At 37.2% G+C, this 19689-nt stretch carries 18 protein-coding genes, 2 tRNA genes and 1 pseudogene; 16 read left to right on the top strand and 5 right to left on the bottom strand.

The genetic code is table 11. The features are described from left to right. Window positions 1-389, top strand: a 389-nt coding sequence (locus tag ACEN33_RS08750) for an ATP-binding protein (RefSeq protein WP_407094891.1), incomplete at its 5' end; no start/stop codon positions are given. Between the two features lie 113 nt (window positions 390-502). Here ACEN33_RS08750 and ACEN33_RS08745 read toward each other — a convergent pair. Beyond that, complete coding sequence (locus ACEN33_RS08745; RefSeq protein WP_328590783.1) at window positions 503-1009, bottom strand: methylated-DNA--[protein]-cysteine S-methyltransferase; 507 nt, start codon at window positions 1007-1009, stop codon at window positions 503-505. 227 nt (window positions 1010-1236) lie between these two features. Between ACEN33_RS08745 and rsmG the strand changes: the two genes are divergently transcribed. The 13 genes from rsmG (at window position 1237) to ACEN33_RS08680 (ending at window position 13503) form a co-directional block, all read left to right on the top strand. Then, window positions 1237-1956: a 16S rRNA (guanine(527)-N(7))-methyltransferase RsmG gene (gene rsmG / locus ACEN33_RS08740; protein WP_138404943.1), complete on the top strand. Its 720-nt coding sequence runs from the start codon at window positions 1237-1239 to the stop codon at window positions 1954-1956. 15 nt (window positions 1957-1971) lie between these two features. Next, window positions 1972-2736: a ParA family protein gene (locus tag ACEN33_RS08735; protein WP_138404944.1), complete on the top strand. Its 765-nt coding sequence runs from the start codon at window positions 1972-1974 to the stop codon at window positions 2734-2736. Continuing rightward, window positions 2726-3622, top strand: a complete 897-nt coding sequence (locus tag ACEN33_RS08730; RefSeq protein WP_407090938.1) for a ParB/RepB/Spo0J family partition protein — start codon at window positions 2726-2728, stop codon at window positions 3620-3622. Before ACEN33_RS08735 ends, ACEN33_RS08730 begins: the two co-directional genes overlap by 11 nt. Before the next feature lie 12 nt (window positions 3623-3634). Next, window positions 3635-3838, top strand: a complete 204-nt coding sequence (locus ACEN33_RS08725) for a DUF951 domain-containing protein (RefSeq protein ID WP_138404946.1) — start codon at window positions 3635-3637, stop codon at window positions 3836-3838. 28 nt (window positions 3839-3866) lie between these two features. Further along, window positions 3867-4967 (top strand): redox-regulated ATPase YchF, encoded by a 1101-nt coding sequence (ychF, locus tag ACEN33_RS08720; RefSeq protein ID WP_407090936.1) that lies wholly within the window; start codon window positions 3867-3869, stop codon window positions 4965-4967. Window positions 4968-4984: 17 nt separating this feature from the next. Further along, on the top strand, window positions 4985-5788 hold the full coding sequence (locus tag ACEN33_RS08715; protein WP_407090935.1) for a DUF1129 domain-containing protein: 804 nt from the start codon (window positions 4985-4987) through the stop codon (window positions 5786-5788). A gap of 173 nt (window positions 5789-5961) precedes the next feature. After that, the gene (guaB, locus tag ACEN33_RS08710) at window positions 5962-7440 is read left to right on the top strand and encodes an IMP dehydrogenase (RefSeq protein WP_407089998.1); all 1479 of its coding nucleotides are present in this window, start codon (window positions 5962-5964) and stop codon (window positions 7438-7440) included. A 491-nt stretch (window positions 7441-7931) separates the two neighbouring features. Then, a complete protein-coding gene (locus tag ACEN33_RS08705) occupies window positions 7932-8978 on the top strand; it encodes a LysM peptidoglycan-binding domain-containing protein (RefSeq protein ID WP_407089997.1) in 1047 nt (348 codons plus the stop codon). Window positions 8979-9195: 217 nt separating this feature from the next. Beyond that, the gene (locus ACEN33_RS08700; protein WP_138404966.1) at window positions 9196-9888 is read left to right on the top strand and encodes a response regulator transcription factor; all 693 of its coding nucleotides are present in this window, start codon (window positions 9196-9198) and stop codon (window positions 9886-9888) included. Next, on the top strand, window positions 9878-11032 hold the full coding sequence (locus ACEN33_RS08695) for a sensor histidine kinase (protein WP_407089996.1): 1155 nt from the start codon (window positions 9878-9880) through the stop codon (window positions 11030-11032). Before ACEN33_RS08700 ends, ACEN33_RS08695 begins: the two co-directional genes overlap by 11 nt. Then, window positions 11029-12315: a D-alanyl-D-alanine carboxypeptidase family protein gene (locus ACEN33_RS08690; RefSeq protein WP_407089995.1), complete on the top strand. Its 1287-nt coding sequence runs from the start codon at window positions 11029-11031 to the stop codon at window positions 12313-12315. Before ACEN33_RS08695 ends, ACEN33_RS08690 begins: the two co-directional genes overlap by 4 nt. A gap of 28 nt (window positions 12316-12343) precedes the next feature. Beyond that, complete coding sequence (msrA, locus tag ACEN33_RS08685; protein ID WP_171031335.1) at window positions 12344-12868, top strand: peptide-methionine (S)-S-oxide reductase MsrA; 525 nt, start codon at window positions 12344-12346, stop codon at window positions 12866-12868. Window positions 12869-12993: 125 nt separating this feature from the next. Continuing rightward, a complete protein-coding gene (locus ACEN33_RS08680; protein WP_138404953.1) occupies window positions 12994-13503 on the top strand; it encodes a GNAT family N-acetyltransferase in 510 nt (169 codons plus the stop codon). 55 nt (window positions 13504-13558) lie between these two features. Here the strand turns inward: ACEN33_RS08680 and ACEN33_RS08675 are convergent, their stop codons facing one another. Both ACEN33_RS08675 and ACEN33_RS08670 read right to left on the bottom strand, forming a co-directional pair. Next, window positions 13559-16456 (bottom strand): insulinase family protein, encoded by a 2898-nt coding sequence (locus tag ACEN33_RS08675; protein ID WP_407089993.1) that lies wholly within the window; start codon window positions 16454-16456, stop codon window positions 13559-13561. A gap of 209 nt (window positions 16457-16665) precedes the next feature. After that, the gene (locus ACEN33_RS08670; protein WP_407089992.1) at window positions 16666-18429 is read right to left on the bottom strand and encodes a DUF2207 domain-containing protein; all 1764 of its coding nucleotides are present in this window, start codon (window positions 18427-18429) and stop codon (window positions 16666-16668) included. 157 nt (window positions 18430-18586) lie between these two features. Here ACEN33_RS08670 and ACEN33_RS08665 point away from each other — a divergent pair. Then, window positions 18587-18659, top strand: a tRNA-Lys gene (locus ACEN33_RS08665). Between the two features lie 41 nt (window positions 18660-18700). Beyond that, window positions 18701-18773: transfer RNA gene (locus ACEN33_RS08660), tRNA-Thr, on the top strand. A gap of 205 nt (window positions 18774-18978) precedes the next feature. Here ACEN33_RS08660 and ACEN33_RS08655 read toward each other — a convergent pair. Both ACEN33_RS08655 and ACEN33_RS08650 read right to left on the bottom strand, forming a co-directional pair. Beyond that, the gene (locus ACEN33_RS08655) at window positions 18979-19560 is read right to left on the bottom strand and encodes a site-specific integrase (RefSeq protein ID WP_407094892.1); all 582 of its coding nucleotides are present in this window, start codon (window positions 19558-19560) and stop codon (window positions 18979-18981) included. Between the two features lie 13 nt (window positions 19561-19573). After that, window positions 19574-19689 (bottom strand): annotated as a pseudogene (locus ACEN33_RS08650) (IS30 family transposase); the annotation flags it as partial.

The raw sequence follows: 19689 nt of genomic DNA, 5'->3' as shown, positions 1-19689 counted from the left end.
TAGGCTACAAAGCTTGTCAACAGGGTATTGAGACTCGATTTTGGCGAGTTAGTGACCTTGTCTTAGAACTTGAACGAGCATGGAAAAACAATCAATTAGAGCGGTTTAAAAAACGATTTAATCGAGTGCAGTTGGTTATATTAGATGAAATGGGTTACGTCCCATTTAACAAGAATGGTTCTGAATTACTCTTTCAATTAATTAGTGATTGGTATGAAACTAAAAGTGTTGTAATTACTTCAAACCTTGAGTTTAGTAGCTGGAACAAGGTCTTTATTGATCCGCGCCTTACTTCAGCTCTTGTTGATCGCTTAATTCATCACGCACACATATTAACTTTTACTGGAGAGAGTTTTCGTTTGAAAAATGCATTATCAAAAAAAGAATAATTAAAAGGAAAAAATTGGATGGCTATATTGTGTACTTTTCGTTGCAATACTATGTACTTCAAATTTGCAAAACACAGCAGTGTTTAAAAGAGTGTTTAAAGTGATTAAAGTGTTTAACCAGTGTATTGAATACCTTCGATATCTAACAATTTCATCTTTACATTAATCCCACCATTATAGCCTGTTAACGAACCATTCTTTCCGATGATACGGTGACACGGAATAATAATAGAAATTGGATTTTGGCCAACAGCGCCTCCAACTGCACGAACTGCTTTAGGATTGTTTATATTTTCAGCCAACGCTCCATAATGAATAGTTCGACCGTAAGGAACATCAAGTAATGCTTTCCAAATTGACTGCTGAAAAGGTGTTCCATTTTGGATGTCTAACACTAAATCAAACTCATTACGTGATCCTTGTGTGTATTCTTGAAGTTGTTTAATCGATTCTGCATTTATAGATTCATCTTCTTGGATAGTAAACCCCTTAAATAGCTTTTCCAAAATCGTTATATCTCCATCGTCTGGACTTACGTAAGCTAAGCCCTTTTCTGTTGAAGCAATCGTATATAACCGATTGAATACCGTATGAAAAGTGTAGTACAAAGTTGGGCTCAAGGTAAACTTCCTTTCTATATAATAACCATTTTATTTGTATCTCTATTATAACTCTTTAAGAATCATATTGAAATGAATGATAATTCATACCAGTCTATGTTAAAATAGTGATTAAAAGGAAATTTCTCCTTAGATATCATTGCATAGAACTAGCATTTAAGTTAAAGTATACATGTCGTGAAACATAGGTTTGTTTCACAAAAGGACTTATTTAAAAGGAGACGGTTATGACAGTCGAAGAATTTATCCAAGCCCTGAATGAAAAGGGCAGTCAATTAACTGAACAACAGATTAATCAGTTTGAACAGTATTACCACCTGTTAGTCGAGTGGAATAATAAGATTAACTTAACGGCAATTACTGAAAAGCCAGATGTGTATTTAAAGCATTTCTATGATTCATTAATGCCCTTATGGATGGCACCTGATTATTTTAAAGAGAATGCTACTTTATGTGATGTTGGCGCAGGGGCCGGCTTTCCAAGTATTCCAATGAAAATTGTACGCCCTGATTTAGACATTACAATTGTAGATTCATTGAACAAACGTATAACATTTTTAAACCTTTTAGCAGAGGAATTGAACTTAACAGGCGTTAAGGCTGTTCATGGTCGTGCAGAAGAAGTTGGACAAGACAAAGCCCACCGCGAACAATTCGATATCGTCACAGCAAGAGCTGTAGCAGCTTTAAACGTCTTAAGCGAATTGTGTTTACCATTAGCAAAAAAAGGTGGCTACTTCATTGCTCTGAAAGCACAAAGAGCTGACGAAGAAATCGTTAAAGCGAAAAAGGCTATCGCAACGCTTGGAGCGAAGTTTGAAGAGCAAATTAGCGAGATGTTACCCATTGAAGATAGTGAGCGTGAAATCTTAGTGATTCGCAAAACTTTAGAAACACCGAAGAAATATCCAAGACGTCCTGGTAAACCAGCCAAACAACCGTTATAACAAGGAGGAGATCGCATGAGTAAAATGATTGCAGTCGGTAATCAAAAGGGTGGTGTTGGTAAAACCACCACAACAGTTAACCTAGGAGCTGCTTTAGCAACTTTAGGTAAAAAAGTATTAATCATTGATTCTGATTCGCAAGGAAATGCGACGAGTGGTCTTGGGGTAGAAAGAAGCGCATTAGATGCAAGCTTGTATGAAGTACTCATTGATCAAATTCCAATTCAAGATGTCATCGTTGAAACAAGTCAAGATAACTTATGGATTGTACCGTCAAACATTCAACTTGCAGCTGCAGAGTTAGAACTAGTAAATATTGAAAACCGCGAGTCACGCCTGAAAGAAGCAGTGGCCCCGATTCGGAAAAATTATGATTATATCTTAATCGACTGCCCACCTTCATTAGGTCAATTATCAATTAATGCTTTTACCGCAAGTGATACAATTTTAATCCCAGTACAAGCTGAGTATTACGCGCTAGAAGGATTAACACAATTATTAAATACCATTCGTTTAGTTCAAAAAACTTATAATCGCAATTTCCGTATCGAGGGCGTGTTAATTACAATGCTCGATGCACGAACGAATTTAGGCTTTGAAGTGATGGATGAAGTACGTAAGTATTTCCATGAAAAAGTCTACCGCACAGTCATTCCAAGAAATATTCGCTTATCAGAAGCACCTTCTTATGGGCAATCAGTCATTGAATATGATTCTCGTTCAAGAGGTGCGGAGATGTATGTTGAACTGGCAAAGGAAGTGATTAGTAATGGCGAATAATAACCAACCTCGTAAACGAGGTGGCTTAGGCCGAGGTATGGATGCCTTGTTTTCAGCATATGAGGAAACTCCAGGCGAAAACGAAATCGTAGAAGAGATTCCATTAGATCAAATTCGTGCTAACCCCTATCAACCGCGTAAAACATTTAATCAGAAAGCTTTAAATGAATTAGCTGATTCGATTAAACAGTCCGGTGTATTTCAACCTGTAATTCTTAGAAAATCGACAATCAAAGGTTATGAATTAATCGCTGGTGAACGGCGTGTTCGTGCAAGTCGACTGGCAGGTAAAGAGACAATTCCAGGTATTGTTCGTGAACTAGATGAAGAACAAATGATTGAAATTGCAGTGGTAGAAAACCTACAACGTGAAGACTTGAGTCCTTTAGAAGAAGCTGAAGCATATAACATCTTGATGGAGAATCTTGATTTAACACAAGCGCAAGTGGCTGAAAGAATTGGTAAAAGTCGCCCATATATCGCCAATTACTTACGTCTATTATCATTACCAGATGAAATTAAGACAATGGTTGGGGAACAATTATCGATGGGACAAGCGCGTACAATCTTAGGTCTTAAAGATAAAGACCAACTGATTCCAGTCGCAAAACGTGTCGTAAGTGAAGGAATGACTGTTCGTCAACTCGAAGAATTAGTTCAATCATTAAATGATGAAGCTCCTAAAGAAGACAAAGAAAAAGAAAAAGACAAAAAAGAAAAAGCCAAAAAACCACCCCATTATCTTGCGATTGAACAAGAAATGCAAGATTACTTTGGGACAGCTACGACAATTAATCAACGTGGTGAACGTGGTAAAATAGAAATTGAATTTTTATCTGAATCAGATTTAATTCGAATTTTAGATTTATTAAATATACATTTATAGGGAGTGGACAAGATGAATCGTAAAGAATTCGATAAACTCGATATTGTCGAAATGAAAAAACCACACGCTTGCCAAACAAACCGCTGGCAAATTATCCGTATGGGGATGGATATTCGTATACAATGTATGAATTGTAAGCATATTGTGACGATGACTCGGCGTGATTTTGAAAAGAAAATGAAAAAAGTACTAGAAAAAGCAGAATCTGCTGAATAAGTTTAAATAAAAGAAAGAGAGTGACTACATGGCATTAACAGCTGGTATTGTTGGCTTACCTAACGTTGGTAAATCAACACTTTTTAACGCAATTACAAAAGCAGGGGTTGAAGCAGCAAACTATCCGTTCGCGACGATTGACCCAAACGTTGGAGTGGTAGAAGTACCTGACAAACGTTTAACAGACATTACAGAAGTAGTAAAACCTAAGAAAACAATTCCAACAACTTTCGAATTTACAGATATCGCAGGGATTGTAAAGGGTGCAAGTAAAGGCGAAGGATTAGGAAACAAATTCTTAAGTAATATTCGCCAAGTGGACGCAATTTGTCACGTTGTTCGTTGTTTCGAAGACGAAAATATTACTCACGTTGACGGGAAAGTGGACCCACTTTCAGATATAGAGACAATCAACTTAGAGTTAATCTTAGCTGACTTGGAATCGATTGATAAGCGATTAATACGTGTCCAAAAATTAGCTAGAACTAAAGATAAAGATGCGTTAATCGAGATGGATATTTTAGAACGCTTGAAAGATGCACTTGAAAGTGATCAATTAGCGAACTCAGTTGAATTCACAAAAGAAGAAGAGCCGATTGTAAAAAGCTTATTCTTATTAACACGCAAGAAAATGTTATATGTAGCAAATATTGGTGAAGAAGAAGTAAGTGATCCAAGCTCAAATCCTCACTTACAAAAGGTCATTGAATTTGCTGCTACACAAGGAGCAGAAGTTGTTCCAGTATGTGCAAGTCTTGAAGAAGAAATTGCGATCTTAGATGACGAAGAAAAAACAGTGTTTTTAGAAGACTTTGGTTTAGAAGAATCAGGTTTAGACCGTTTAATTCAAAAAGCTTATACATTATTAGGCTTAGGAACATACTTTACAGCAGGTGAGCAAGAAGTACGCGCTTGGACATTCAAAAAAGGAATGAAAGCTCCTCAAGCAGCTGGAGTGATTCACTCGGACTTCGAACGTGGATTCATCCGTGCTGAAACTGTTTCTTACGACCATTTAATGGAAGCTGGAAGCATGGCTCGTTCGCGTGAATTAGGTTACTACCGTTCAGAAGGTAAAGAATATATTGTTAAAGACGGCGACATTATGCTATTTAGATTTAATGTCTAGATCGATCGGGGGAAATTATGTCAGAAGATAACAAAAAAGAATTCGAAGAGAAAGATGTAGAAGTGACAACTGATAAAGTAGCTGAAGAATCAATTGAGACGGCTAAAGAAACAGAAGTAGCAAGTGTTGAAGAATCTCAAGAAAGAAATGTTATTGCTGGGATTAAAGAAAGCCAGTTTGCAGAATTAACGAACAAAAATAAGCAATTTATGTTAAGTGTAGATAAAAAATTATCTGACCAATTACACTATGAAGTTCAAGAGCGAGTCTATGCTGAAATGGTGGATACGTTACTAGACGGGCAAATCAATAGCCAAACAGCACGTCAGATTTATGGAACGCCGACAGAAACTGCTAACTTAATTATAGAACAAGAATTCCCAAATCCAGAAAATGCACCAGTTGAAAAGTCACCTGATTGGCAAATTGCTTTAGACGGTGGGCTAATGCTAGGTTCATTATTCACATTCATCACAGGTATCTCAATGTTGAATGCGGATGCGGGGACAACTTCTGCTTTCATGGGCTTAACTACTTTAATTATTAACTATATTGTTGCAGGTGTTGCGATGTTAATTACTTCTAAAGTTATGCCAGATTTAGATGCACCTAAAGGTGAGCGTCGTTTATGGCGCTACTTCGGAGTGTCTATTGCCGCAATGTTTGGTTGGTTCTTAATCGTAAGTATCAGTGCCGTATTACTTCCATCAGCATTGAACCCAGTCTTTGAATCAATGACTTATATCATTATTGCCGCTGTAACCTTTGGTTTACGCTTCTTATTAAAGAGACAATTAAATATTCAAGGTGGCGTATTCTAACCACCTCAAATCAACCAACCAAGTTTAACTTGGTTGGTTTTTATTATAGATGTTGAAATTCACGAACATTCCAATTTTTTATGAAGTGAATGTTAAGTATTCGGTTGATAATAAAAGCGCTACGTGGTAACTTAGTAAAAATATAGAAAAGACAAATATATAGGAGGATTTAAATGAACGCATGGAACACTAAATTTCAACGCGAAGGATATACATTTGACGATGTGATCCTCGTACCAGCAGAAAGTCATATTTTACCTAATGATGTTGATTTATCAGTAGAATTAGCCCCTAACTTAAAGTTAAATATCCCAATTTTATCGGCAAGTATGGATACAGTTACCGAATCAGATATGGCGATAGCAATGGCACGCCAAGGAGGACTAGGTGTCATTCATAAGAACATGTCAATTGAAGCACAAGCTGAAGAAGTTCGACGTGTTAAACGTTCAGAAAATGGCGTCATCTTAGATCCATTTTACTTAACTCCTCAACACACTGTTCAAGATGCTGAAGATTTAATGTCTCGTTACCGTATTAGTGGCGTTCCAATTGTTGAATCTGAAACAGACTTAACTTTAATTGGAATTATCACAAACCGTGATACACGTTTCATTAATGATAATCAAGCTCTAATTTCTTCAGTGATGACTAGAGAAGCGTTAGTTACAGCGCCAATTGGTACATCTTTAGAAGAAGCTGAACGTATCTTATTCGATCACCGTATCGAAAAATTACCCTTAGTTAACGAACAAGGTCACTTATCAGGTTTAATTACGATTAAAGATATTGAGAAAGTAATCCAATACCCAAATGCAGCTAAAGATAGCCATGGACGCTTATTAGTTGCGGCAGCGATTGGTGTGACAAGTGATACATTTGAACGTGCACAAGCATTAATTGACCAACAAGTGGATGCTTTAGTTGTCGATACTGCCCACGGACATAGTGCGGGTGTTATTCGTAAAATTAAAGAAATTCGTGACACATACCCAGACGTTACAATTATTGCTGGGAATGTTGCGACTGCTGAAGGTACACGTGCGTTATTCGATGTCGGTGTTGACGTTGTAAAAGTAGGTATCGGACCAGGTTCTATCTGTACAACGCGTGTTGTTGCAGGTGTTGGTGTACCTCAGTTAACAGCAATTTATGAAGCAGCTACTGCAGCCCGTGAATACGGAAAAGCAATTATTGCTGACGGTGGAATTAAATACTCAGGCGATATCGTCAAAGCGATTGCTGCTGGTGGAAATGCTGTTATGTTAGGTAGTATGTTAGCTGGTACTGATGAGTCGCCAGGTAACTTTGAAATTTACCAAGGACGTCGTTTCAAAACTTACCGCGGTATGGGTAGTTTAGCGGCTATGGAAAAAGGGTCAAGTGACCGTTACTTCCAATCTAAAAACGAAGCAAACAAACTAGTTCCAGAAGGAATTGAAGGTCGTGTTGCTTATAAAGGTAGCGCTCAAGATATCGTCTTCCAAATGCTAGGTGGTATTCGTGCAGGTATGGGTTATACTGGATCAGCAAACTTAAAAGCTTTACGCGAAGAAGCACAATTCATCCGTATGAGTGGCGCTGGACTTATTGAGTCTCACCCACATGATGTTAATATTACAAAAGAAGCACCAAACTACTCACGCGCTTAATTTGCTGAAGTGATTTGGTTAACGAAAATACTCAACAATGTAGTGATTAATTAGCTATATTGTTGAGTTTTTTTGTGTTCTTGGGAGCTTAGGACAGGGAATTATATAGAAGGTGCTTTGAGAATTTTTCAAGGATACAAAACGTTAAAAGGGTGCCTTGAGAAAATCTCAGAGCACCAAACCATCCCTGAGAACTTTTCAGGGATACAAAACGCGAAAAAAGTGCCTTGAGAAAATCTCAGGGCATCAAACCATCCCTGAGAATTTTTCAGGGATACAAAACTCGAAAAAAGTGCCTTGAGAAAAAGTCAGAGCACTAAAACCACCGTATTCGACCTAATATGAATCTTTGATTATGAGACTATGAACATTGTTTGACCTTTATATGAACATGGGGGTTATGACATGACAAGAATTTCGAGGGTGTTACAATGAGGTTGTAGTTAAGAAAAAAGAAACCCGACGCACAATAATGAAAGGATGCGATACAAATGATTCGCAGAAACAGTCGGAACTTAAAATTAACAGCCACTTTATTAGCATCGTTGATGGCACTTGGTTTTGGACAAGTTCAAACCAACGCACAAGACTTTGTTAGACCTGAACCAGGAGACGAAGCCTATCTACCAAACTACTCACTCGTGGAGCAATATTTCCCAAGTGTAGATGCAGCCGTTGAATATGCGAATGCAAATTTCAATATTGATATTCATGCTGACTTTTATGTCACTATGGATGAAAACGGTGCTTACGTTTATTATGAACTTTTAGAGGACGTTGAAGAACCTGAGGAACCTGCACCTGACCCTGAAGAACCAGAAGAAGGTACTTATGTTGTTCAATCAGGCGATTCATTATATAGTATTGCCAATGAATATGATGTTAGCGTCCAAGATATTATTGACTGGAATAACTTAGACAATGATTTCTTACAAATCGGACAAGAATTAATCGTAGTAGATCCTGGTAACGGCGAAGACCCCGAAGAACTCGAACCCGATCCAGAGGAACCAGATGATAACATTTATGTTGTTCAATCAGGTGACTATTTATATGGAATTGCTAATCAATTCGGTATTAGCGTCCAAGATATTATTGACTGGAACGACTTAGAAAGTGATTTCTTACAAGTCGGACAAGAATTAATTGTAGTAGATCCTAGTAATGGTGAAGAACCTGAAGAGCCTGACCCAGATCCGGAAGAACCAGATGATAACATTTACGTTGTTCAATCCGGTGACTATTTATACCGAATCGCGAATGAATTTGGTATTACAGTCGATAATCTGATTGATTGGAATAACCTAGAAAGTAATAGCTTATTTGTTGGTCAAGAATTAATCGTTGTTGACCCAGATAATGGAGCGGAAGAACCAGACCCAGGCGACCCTGAAGACATTATTTATGTGGTTGAAGCGGGAGATTACTTATACCGAATCGCTGCTGAATTTGGGGTAACCGTTCAAGATATTATTGACTGGAATAATCTAGAAAGTGATGCCTTGCAAGTTGGAGACCAATTAATTATTAGACAATAATTGCTCATACTAAAGAAGTAAATAAATAATATGAACCACTAGTGGAGAGGGCTAACTAAGTCATCTTCACTGGTGGTTTTAGTTATACTGAATTATGGGCTTAAATTGTGAAAAACTTATGTCATTTTGACATCATTAATCGTAACTACTATTTTTTGTGTTTAAAAAAGGTATAATAGTTATTGAGTACATTTAATTGTAAAGAAGGAGGATTATGATGCGTATATTAGTAGCAGACGATGATCGCGAAATCGTAGATCTTTTAAATATTTATCTAAAAAATGAGGGTTATGAAGTTGTAAAAGCATTTAATGGTGAAGAAGCTTTAAATCAGTTAGAAGAAAGTCAAGAATTTGATTTGGTTATCTTAGATGTGATGATGCCAAAAGTAACGGGATTAGAAGTGGTTGAAGTGATGCGTGAAAAGGATATGAGCATTCCAGTAATTATGGTGAGTGCCAAATCAGCGGATCACGAGAAAATCGAAGGCCTATTTGCTGGAGCGGATGATTATGTAACCAAACCCTTTAATCCTTTAGAGGTGATGGCACGTGTGAAATCAATTCTACGCCGTCAACATAGTTATTCAGGAATGGAGACACCAGGAGATACAATTGAGGTTGGACCTTTAGTTATACGCCGGGATTCTCATGAAGTGAGAACAAATAGCGGTACTGAAATTCAATTGACAGCTCTAGAGTTTGGAATTTTATTTCTTTTATCAAGTAACCCAAACCGTGTCTTTAGTGCGGATGAAATCTTCGAAGAGGTTTGGAATCAAGAAAGTGTTGTGAGTGCCAAAACCGTCATGGTTCATGTGAGTCATTTGCGTGATAAAATTGCTCAGGCAACTGGAGGAGACAAAGTCGTTCAGACTGTATGGGGAGTAGGCTATAAGGTTGAACGATGATAATAAACAAATCTTATCTACCCAATTAACACCTTCACAAAAGATTGATTTAATTCGTTATACCTCAAGTGTTCTCTTCATTGTATTCTTTGTATATTTAGGGATTATACTTGGCTTTGATATTGTAATTAATACCCGTTTAGATTTTCTACGTGGGGGGAATTTTTTCCAGTTTTTCCAGTTGTGGCGCATTCCATATAACCAAATTATTACGCTTATCGTATTAAGTATCGGAGGACTCATTACATATCGCCGTATGGACAGACAGCGTAAAATGATGAAGATTGGTCGTGCTTTAGAGCATTTAAACTACATATCTGAAAATAATAAATACAATTACCGAATCGAGAGTACGCAAATTGGTGAATTGACAGATATTATTGATAGTATTAATCAACTGGTTGAAAGTACAGAACATTCACTTGAAGAGGAACGACGAGCGGAAGAGACGAAAGATGAGTTAATCGCAAATGTCAGTCATGATATTCGGACACCACTCACGTCAACGATTGGTTACTTAGATGCTGTGATTCATAAGCAGTATCAAAGTGAGGAAGAGAAAGATAGCTATATTGGGATAGCGTACGAGAAGGCGAAGATGATGCGAACGTTAGTGAATGATTTATTCTTATATATTGAATCAGGACAAGCAACGTATTCGCTTGAAGCTCAATCCATTCCTATCAAGTTTTTCTTTGAACAATTGGCAGCTGAATTTGAGTTAACAGGTGACGAGCAAGGCGTAGACATTGTTGTAGAAGTTTACCCAGAGGATTTATTCGTACAGATTGATGTCGATAAGATGGCAAGAGTGTTCAGTAATCTGATTTCTAATGCATTTAAATACGGTTTTGGAGATGTCATTCGCTTGCGCGCTTATAAATCGAGTGATGATGCGAGTGTCTATCTGGAAACGCGAAATAACGGTGAAATACTTGCGGAATCTGAGTATAAGAATATCTTTGAGCGGAGTTACCGAACTGAGAAATCAAGAACATCTGAGATTCCTGGAAGTGGTTTAGGACTTTCAATCGTAAAAAATATCGTTGATCTACATGACGGTTTGGTTTTTGCGACTGTGGAAGATAATGAAACTGTCTTTCGTATTAAATTAAAAAATATAGAAGAGAGTGGTGGCGAATGAAGTTAAGATATTTATTTGTCATTTTGTTAATCACCTCGTTTTTATTACCGCAACAAAGTAGCCAGGCACAATCAACCGCGCCAACGATTGATGCAGTTTCTGCCATTTCAATTGATAGTGAGAATGGACAAGTCTTAATGAGCCAAAATGCAGACGAAATACTTCAAGTTGGTTCAATAAGTAAATTATTATCCGTTTATGTTGCTTTAAAAACAATTGAAGCACAAGATGAGTGGACACGCGAATCTATTGTTCCCATCTCAGATGAAGCATATCAATTGAGTCAAGATTATAATATTGGTAATGTGCCTTTAAGACAGGATTATAATTATACAGTCAATGAATTAGTCGAAGCTGTTTCAATTAATTTAGCAAATGGTGCCACACTTGCTTTAGCTGAAATGGTGGGAGAGACGGAAGCGGATTTTGTTAAAATGATGGAAACGCAGTTGTTAGAATGGGGCGTTGAAGAATTTAACCTCATTAATTCAACAGGGTTAGAAGACAATGGTGAAACCAATACCTTTTCTGCAGAAGTTGCAGCAATCATTGCCTATCATCTGGTCAATGACTTTCCGGATTATTTAGATTATAGTGATCAAGCAAAAGCAGTGTTTAAACCGAATACGGATGATGCGATTGATATGAATAATTATAACCAAATGCTAAAAGGAAAGCCTTATGAACGTGAAAACGTCCTAGGTTTAATGCCAGGATCTTCCGAACAAGACGGCAATAGCTTTGTCGGTTATTCGAATGAAGATGAGTTTGGTATAATTACAGTTGTATTAGGAACTGAAGATGAAGATACTCGCTATGAAGAGACAGATCGTCTCATGGACTACAGCTATAGTGCTTATATGAAAGAACTTGTTGTAAGCGAAGGGCAACCGACGACACAGGTGAATACCATCAAAGTAGAAGGTAGTTCCGAAAGTGAAGCGGAGCTTATCTACGGCGAAAATATGTCCTTAGTTGTTCCAATTATTGATACCGCTCCGCGTTTGGAGTACGAATTCTCAAGTAATGACGCTTTATTTGAAGATAGAAGCTATTTAGTGGCACCGGTTGAACAAGGAGAAGTCGTTGGAGAGATGACTATCTACGGTGCTGACACTGAATTTACGTATTTACCTTCGACGAAAGGGAACCACGTTCCAGTCGTTCAAGCAGAGCCCATTGAAGAAGCAGCCTGGTATGTGAATGGCTGGCATTCCTTCTCAAACGGCGTGAGTAATACGTGGGAGTCCACACGACGATTCTTCGTTGATTTGTTTAATTAGTCAGTGAATTAAGAAAGGATTGGATATAATGAGTCAATTTGAAAAAGCAATATTTGCTGGAGGGTGTTTCTGGTGTATGGTTCATCCATTTGATGAAATGGATGGAGTTGAAGCGGTTGTTTCAGGTTATACTGGAGGCCAGACTGAAAATCCGACCTATGTACAAGTAACAAGTGGTGAAACGAATCATACAGAAGCGGTTGAAATTACCTTTGATCCAGAAAAGATAACGTACCAACAATTGCTTGATATTTATTGGTCAAGTATGGACCCAACAGATGCGACGGGTCAATTTTATGACCGTGGAACATCTTATCGTCCTGTGATATTCGTTAATTCAGAAGAGCAACGTCAGTTAGCTAAAGAATCAAGAGAAGCCTTGGATAAGAGTGGACGATTTGGTAAACCTGTCGTTGTACCGGTTGAAGACGCAAAACCATTCTATGAAGCAGAAGATTATCATCAAGATTATTATAAGAAAAATCCTGAACACTATAATCGTTATACTATTGGGTCAGGACGAGCAGCGTTTGTTGAAAAACATAAACAATAATGAATAGAGTACGTCAATGAAGTTTCTAACAAATTAATTTTGTTGGAAACTTTTTTGTGGTTAGTTGGGTAAATGCTATAATAAGCTTAGTGAAAACCAAATAATTACTAAAGGAAGCGATGAGTATGATAATTAGAGCATTAGAAAAGAATGACTTACCTTCGATTCATATCATCAATAATGAGCGCGAGATGATGGCCTATTGGTTCGAAGAGCCCTATGAATCCCTTGATGAATTAGAACGATTATATGATAAGCACCTCTTCGATTCTTCTGAAAGACGCTTTGTCATTGAAGTCGCCGGTGAGTTTGTTGGGGTTGTTGAATTAATGGAAATCGATTATATTCATCGTAATTGCGAAATACAAATTATTGTCATTAAACGATTCCGTGGACAAGGCTTAGCACAAAAGGCTTTACGAAAAGGAATTGAGTATGCTTTTTCAATTTTAAATATGCATAAAGTATATTTAATTGTGGATGCAAATAATCATCCAGCGGTCCATATCTATAAAAAATTAGGCTTTAGACAAGAAGGAACAATGAAAGACCACTTCTATACAAATGGACAATATCGGGATGCTTACTTTATGGGTATCTTGAAAGACGAAGTAGAATTTGACTATGTAAAATAAAAAAGATCCACTACTGACCAAAATATCAGTAGTGGATTTTTTGTTGTACCAAGTATTAATAGAGTTCGTGAATGTCATCGAAGTTTTCGCGTTCTTGTTCAATTTGGGCTTTATTACCAATCACGGCAATGGTCCCTTTATCAATCACTGAGCGGAATCCTTCACTTAAGACAGTTAAGCTTGCTTCAGTTGTAGCTAAAACTTCTTCCTTAAGTTGAATCACATCAGCTGTCGTACGGCCCACTTGGTGACGAGAGAATGCACGCTTTCCTTTGTGATAGGCAGACAATGGTTGGTCTAAATTACTTAATGTACCAATGATTGCTTTTAGTAAGCTGGCGTCATCAAGTTGCAAGGTTTCAATAAAATCTGGAATCCCTTGATACGTTTGGATTGTCTTCTTAATATTAGGGTCGCGGTATGAACTTAATTGGAAATCTCCATTTAAGTTGTGACGGAACATCGAACCGTATGCGCCACCTTTAACTCGAATATTATTCCATAAGTAATCGTAACGTAAGAAAGTAGATAAGACGAGTGAAGATCCAGAATAAGTCAATTCATTCGTCGCGTCTGAGGCGAAACCAACATAGTTTACATCTTGAGCAGTAATAAAGGCTTCATTCTTTTTCTCGCCGGCTTCATACGTCACAGCAGCGCCTAAAGCGTCACTTCTTAAAGAAGCAAAAGCTTCGGTAAAGGTTGTTTTCACATCTTCTAAGCGATTTTCTTCACCAATATAAAGTGCATGAATACGTTGTTTATTTAATAAACGTTCTAACATATTTTGAAGTTTTTCACTTAAGTCACTCATATCATTGGCTTTAATTTGTTTTAAAAGCTCTTTCGTGAAATTAAATTGATCAATCCCGTTAATTAATTCCCCTAATTTGCTGACAGGTTTCACTTGGCTTAAGGCACGTGAAGCAGCGATCACATGAGCAGTGGAGTTAATATCATCTTCAAAATCAGACACATGACGTTGAGTGATATTTAATAATTCAGTTCGGTCAGTAAACTGAGTTCCTGTCATAATTTCATTAATTAACTCAACTAATTTAGTAAATGATGTTTCCAGTGATTTACCTCGTAATGTAAAGTAAGGTTTTGCTTCGCCAGTCACTGTTTCATAAACTACGACGCCCCCGTGAATACCACCCGTGTGTAAGTCAATTTGCGTTTGCAATTCTGCAACAGAATAATTTTCAGTCGGTAAGTCACCTAATAATTGGCTTAAATAACTTAATAATAAGTAATCTTCCCCTTCAAAGTCAGACACATCAAAGTATAGATCAAGGTAATCAATTCCAGAAGTAAATTGGTCCGCGTGATACAGTGTTGTTCCTTCGAATAAAGTACTTTCAGTTAAAGGATAATCTTCTGTTTCAGTGGATAAATCTTCTTTATCTAATGTCGGAATTGCCGCTAAATCCTCTGCTTTATCTGGAGCCTCTTGACGAGCGATGAGCGCTTGTGTTTGCTCAACTAATGTATCAATTTCTTGGTCAGAAAGGCTTGCTTTGTACTCTTGTAAAGCTTTGAATGTTTCTTTTTCAAAAGCATCATTTTTTCCAGGTTCAGCTTTTAATACGATGTTCACACGTCTAGTATTATTCAATAATTTATCTTGAATCAATTGTTCAAAGTAACCTTCTTCAGATAATTTTGCTAATAAATCAAGTTTATCTGAGAATTCCAGTGAAACGAAAGGAGATAAATCATATAACCATGTGTTTAATGAACTAATCGCATAAAGAACGCCGCGTGGATTACTTTCCGAGATGGCAGATTCTTTTAAGCGGAAAGTGATTTTGTTTAAGGCTGCTTGAATTAATTCTTTTGAGATACCATCTTTAACGATGTCTGTTAAAGTGGACTCAACCACTTCTTTAAAGCGGTCCATATTGTTTTTGTCACTATATTTTGCATCGATTGAGAAGACTGCAGGATAGCCGACTTGGAAGAAATCACCATTAATGTCCCCGCCAATTTCAGCTTCGAGTAAGGCTTTCTTTAAAGGCGCTTGATTATTACCAAATAAAATCTCAGCTAACACACGTAAACCGTGTTGCTCTAAGGAATCTGAAGCTGTTGCGGTATGCCAAGCAATCGCCAAGTAATCTTTTTTATCGGGGTCATCGCCGTCTGTAATTGAATAGGTTAATTCAACATCTTCTTCCTCAGGTTGAGTTGCTTCAAAAGTTAAATCAACGGCTGGCTCATCCAATTGACCTTTGCCATCAAAGTAAGAAGCAAGTAAGCTAAAAGCGTGATCCGTATCTAAATCTCCGTACAGAATCGTTAATGAGCTACTTGGATGGTAGTGTTTCTCATGGAAATCAAGAAAAGCTTCTTGTGTTAAAGACGGAATGGTAGATGGTAATCCACCTGATTCGAATTCATACGGTGTTCCTTTGTATAAATACTTTTGAATAGCTGTATACAATTGGCTGTCAGGTGAGGCTGTCGCACCTTTCATCTCATTATAAACAACACCCTTGTAGATTAAATCATCTTCAGCATTTTCTAAATGATAATGCCAACCCTCTTGTTCAAGAATTTGTGGATTTGAGTAAATCAGTGGTTGGAAGACCGCATCTAAATAAACGCTCATCAAATTCGAAAAATCTTTTTGATTAGTTGATGCGACGGGATAAATTGTCTTATCCGAGAAAGTCATCGCATTAACAAAGGTGTTTAAAGAACCTTTGATTAGTTCAACAAAAGGCTCTTTCGATGGGAATTTCTTTGAGCCGTTTAAGACCGAGTGTTCTAAGATGTGGGCAATCCCATTATCATCGTAAGGGGGTGTTTTGAAAGCAATTGTGAATGCTTTATTTGTGTCATCATTATCTAAGTGTAATACTTGAGCACCAGTTTCTTCATGCTCATATAACTTACCAATTGAATGAATATCGTTTAATTCTTTGGTTTCGATTAATTTAAAAGTCATACAATCCTCCATTGTAAAATTTATTATACTATTAGCATATTTTATCTGGAATTGATACTTAATACAAGGAAAGGGGCCTTTCAAGACAAAAGAACCCCTCAGGAAAATGCTAAAATAAAAAAGATATTCAATATTCTGGTTAATTTACCAGAATTATTGAATATCCTTGTTGTAAAGAAGTCAGTTGGGAGTGTTTGCTAAGATTCATGCTATCTTGCACCACCGCCGCCACCTCCGCCGGCACCGCCACCTCCACCTGAAGATGTCGCACCACCAGAACCGCCACTGCCTCCACCAGCGACAACTGAATTAAAACCACCACTAGAAAGGCCAGTTGACCAATTTCGTCTGAAATGCATCGTACTATGCCAGTAATGAGTCGGTGTATAAGTCGTGCTACTGTCATCATAAGCTTTTTTCATTGGAAGAATATCTTCGTATTGCTTCGCAATCCTTGTTGCTGCGCCACCAATCAGCGCCCAGACTAAAATACTAGATAATTGTGTATCTTCTTGAACATGATCTACCTCAACATCATCTAAATAAGCGACATATTGTGTAATATGATTGAATAACTCTTCACCTTTGGGTGTTGATTGAGGAATTGCGATTGTTTGCTTCCAAACTTTGTCTTCAACAACATTGAGATACCCAGCATCTTCTAGATATTCTATTGAACGCGCTTTAAGAATGAGCTCGAATTTTGTTACTTCGTCCGCATGTTCTTTTGCCCATTCCATCATAACTGTGGAATCAATTTCACCATGAGAATCCGAAGCATCGAGTAACATGATCCACATGCCTTCCTCGATTGTAGAATCTTCAGGGTTCTTCTCAATCCATTCGTCAAAAGCCATCGCCGGTTGTTGTTGATCGAAATCTTTAACATGAATATAGGTTGTGTATTTATCACCAAAAAATTTATCGCTCTTAAAAGTTTCAATTTCAATGAGGTCTTCACTTAGCCATTTAGTTAAGTAAGCTGCAAAATAATCTTCAAAGAAACCTGCTTGCAGTTCTTGGAGTAAGAATGCGATATTAGCAATGTCATCACCGTATTCAGGAACTACATCGGTTGTTTTGCCTTTATTCATTTTTATTCGTTCTGCTCCGGTAACCATCGCATTGTTCTCGCGTTTTATTTTTCGAACTTTGAAGAAATATACCATGCTTGCAGTGAATATACCTAAACCTGGAATAAACGTGATTCCAAATATGAGCCAAAAAATCCAACTACTATCTGACAATGATGAAGATTCATTGTAAGAGGATCCTTCGTTGGCCATCTCTCTTTGTTCTTCAAGCGTCATATCTACACTTGCGCTAGTATTAAATAAATCCGAAGGAAACTGCAGCAAGACCGTGACATTGTTTCTATCATCAAGTGATTCTTCTGAAGTCCAAACAATTTTCTCCCCTTGCATCTGGATATCACCATCAAAGCCGTAGCCCCAGAAGTTTGTATTATCCTGAGATAAGCCGACTGGAGAATCAATCGTTAAAGTTAAATCCTCTGTTGGAATACCTAGGAATGTATCAAAGTTCCATAGTAAGCCTTGCCCGTCATTTAAATTCCGGACGACATTCGACAACGTATAAGTTAGCTGGTAAGTTTTATCCCCGTGCTCACCCATACCCCATACGAGCTCTGCATCATCGTCATCGCGAATGATACCGTAGTATCCTTCTTTTTCTTCTAAAGATTGATCTGAATCCCAAACAGGATTAAAGTTATAACCTTCCACTGAAAAATTCGATACTTCTGAATCTTGTAAGTTGTTCAACTCAATATATAATTCAGTCCCATCATCAGCCGTCATGTTACGAGTTTCTTCAACAATTGCTGATCCATCTTCTTGAAGTTCCACTGAAATATCAATGGAATGAATTTTATTATCGGCAAATACTTTTTCCCCTTGCAAGGTGAGGGCAGTAGCGAGTATAATACTGAGAGTAAATAGAATACGTCTCATATTTTTTCACATCCTTTTGTTTGTATATTCAGTTTACCATATATCAAAAGCCCGACATAACAGTAACCAGCGCGTTTTTGATAAATAATAAAAAAACTTTTTAAAAAGTGTTGACAAAAGGTATGGAAATATCGTATTATATATAGGTCGTCAAAACGACTCGCTAGCTCAGTCGGTAGAGCAACTGACTTTTAATCAGTGGGTCGCAGGTTCGATTCCTGCGCGGGTCATACTAATCTCATCATAATAGTGATTAGTTAATAAAGAACAAGCCGGCTTAGCTCAGTTGGTAGAGCATCTGATTTGTAATCAGAGGGTCGAGGGTTCAACTCCTTTAGCCGGCATTACATAAATTACATCCTTACTTCGGTAGGGATGTTTTTTTGTGTTTATATTTATTAAGTAACCTATTAAATAAATATATTTTTTTTGAAAAACTTTCAAAAAACAAAATAGAACGGATGTTCATTTTTGAATGAGAAACATCATTTTTGTCACCAATTTTGTCACTCACACATCTGCCACCATATAATCGTAGCAAGTAATGCTCTAGAATCCTAAGAATGCTTCAAATTTATCTGCTACTTCATCGCGTCGATTTTGAGTTACGTGAGCATAAACATTCATTGTAGTTTGGATGTTTGAATGCCCTAATCGATCTTTTACTTCTTGCATATCTAACCCTGCTTCAAATAAGAGTGAGCAATGAGTATGGCGAAAGCCGTGGGTGGTGATATGTGGCAAATCATGCTTTTTAAGTACTCTAGTAAGAGCAGTTCCAATATAGTATAAGTTAAGATGTTTATTCTCATCGTTTGCAAAGACGAATTGTTCTGGTTTGTTGGTATTATAACCGAGTTTTAATAGTTCACGTTGCTGGGTTATTCGCCAATCTTTCAAAGTTTCCATTGTTGTCTTATCTAATGATATGGTCCTCTTACTCGTATTATTTTTAGGCGATTGAAAAACAGAACCATTAATTCCTTCAGCTAATACTCTTTCAATCTTTAATGTGTTATTCACTTCATCGATATCTTTCCATTTTAATGCCATTAGCTCTCCTCGCCTTAATCCGGCAAAGGCTAATAGACGAAACATAACTAACTTTTTATTATTCTCCGTTTTTTTTATGCATCTTAAATTGTCAAATTAAGTGCAACACAGTTTTATAAAAGATTTCATAAGGTGTTTTCCAATTCAAACATTTTTTGGGACGTGTATTTAATTTCGTTGCCCAACCTTGTATCTCTTCATCAGTTG

The sequence above is a fragment of the Ruoffia sp. FAM 24228 genome, from assembly GCF_045528575.1.
Lineage (GTDB): Bacteria > Bacillota > Bacilli > Lactobacillales > Aerococcaceae > Ruoffia > Ruoffia halotolerans.
This window is presented reverse-complemented; position numbering and strand designations above follow the sequence as displayed.

Bases quoted from the DNA above. Each gene is read 5' to 3' on its own strand.
- ACEN33_RS08705 (WP_407089997.1), top strand. From the start codon at position 7,932: ATGATTCGCAGAAACAGTCGGAACTTAAAATTAACAGCCACTTTATTA.
- ACEN33_RS08675 (WP_407089993.1), bottom strand. From the start codon at position 16,456: ATGACTTTTAAATTAATCGAAACCAAAGAATTAAACGATATTCATTCA.
- ACEN33_RS08690 (WP_407089995.1), top strand. From the start codon at position 11,029: ATGAAGTTAAGATATTTATTTGTCATTTTGTTAATCACCTCGTTTTTA.
- msrA (WP_171031335.1), top strand. From the start codon at position 12,344: ATGAGTCAATTTGAAAAAGCAATATTTGCTGGAGGGTGTTTCTGGTGT.
- ACEN33_RS08670 (WP_407089992.1), bottom strand. From the start codon at position 18,429: ATGAGACGTATTCTATTTACTCTCAGTATTATACTCGCTACTGCCCTC.
- ACEN33_RS08680 (WP_138404953.1), top strand. From the start codon at position 12,994: ATGATAATTAGAGCATTAGAAAAGAATGACTTACCTTCGATTCATATC.
- rsmG (WP_138404943.1), top strand. From the start codon at position 1,237: ATGACAGTCGAAGAATTTATCCAAGCCCTGAATGAAAAGGGCAGTCAA.
- ACEN33_RS08715 (WP_407090935.1), top strand. From the start codon at position 4,985: ATGTCAGAAGATAACAAAAAAGAATTCGAAGAGAAAGATGTAGAAGTG.
- ACEN33_RS08730 (WP_407090938.1), top strand. From the start codon at position 2,726: ATGGCGAATAATAACCAACCTCGTAAACGAGGTGGCTTAGGCCGAGGT.
- ychF (WP_407090936.1), top strand. From the start codon at position 3,867: ATGGCATTAACAGCTGGTATTGTTGGCTTACCTAACGTTGGTAAATCA.
- ACEN33_RS08700 (WP_138404966.1), top strand. From the start codon at position 9,196: ATGCGTATATTAGTAGCAGACGATGATCGCGAAATCGTAGATCTTTTA.
- ACEN33_RS08735 (WP_138404944.1), top strand. From the start codon at position 1,972: ATGAGTAAAATGATTGCAGTCGGTAATCAAAAGGGTGGTGTTGGTAAA.
- ACEN33_RS08725 (WP_138404946.1), top strand. From the start codon at position 3,635: ATGAATCGTAAAGAATTCGATAAACTCGATATTGTCGAAATGAAAAAA.
- guaB (WP_407089998.1), top strand. From the start codon at position 5,962: ATGAACGCATGGAACACTAAATTTCAACGCGAAGGATATACATTTGAC.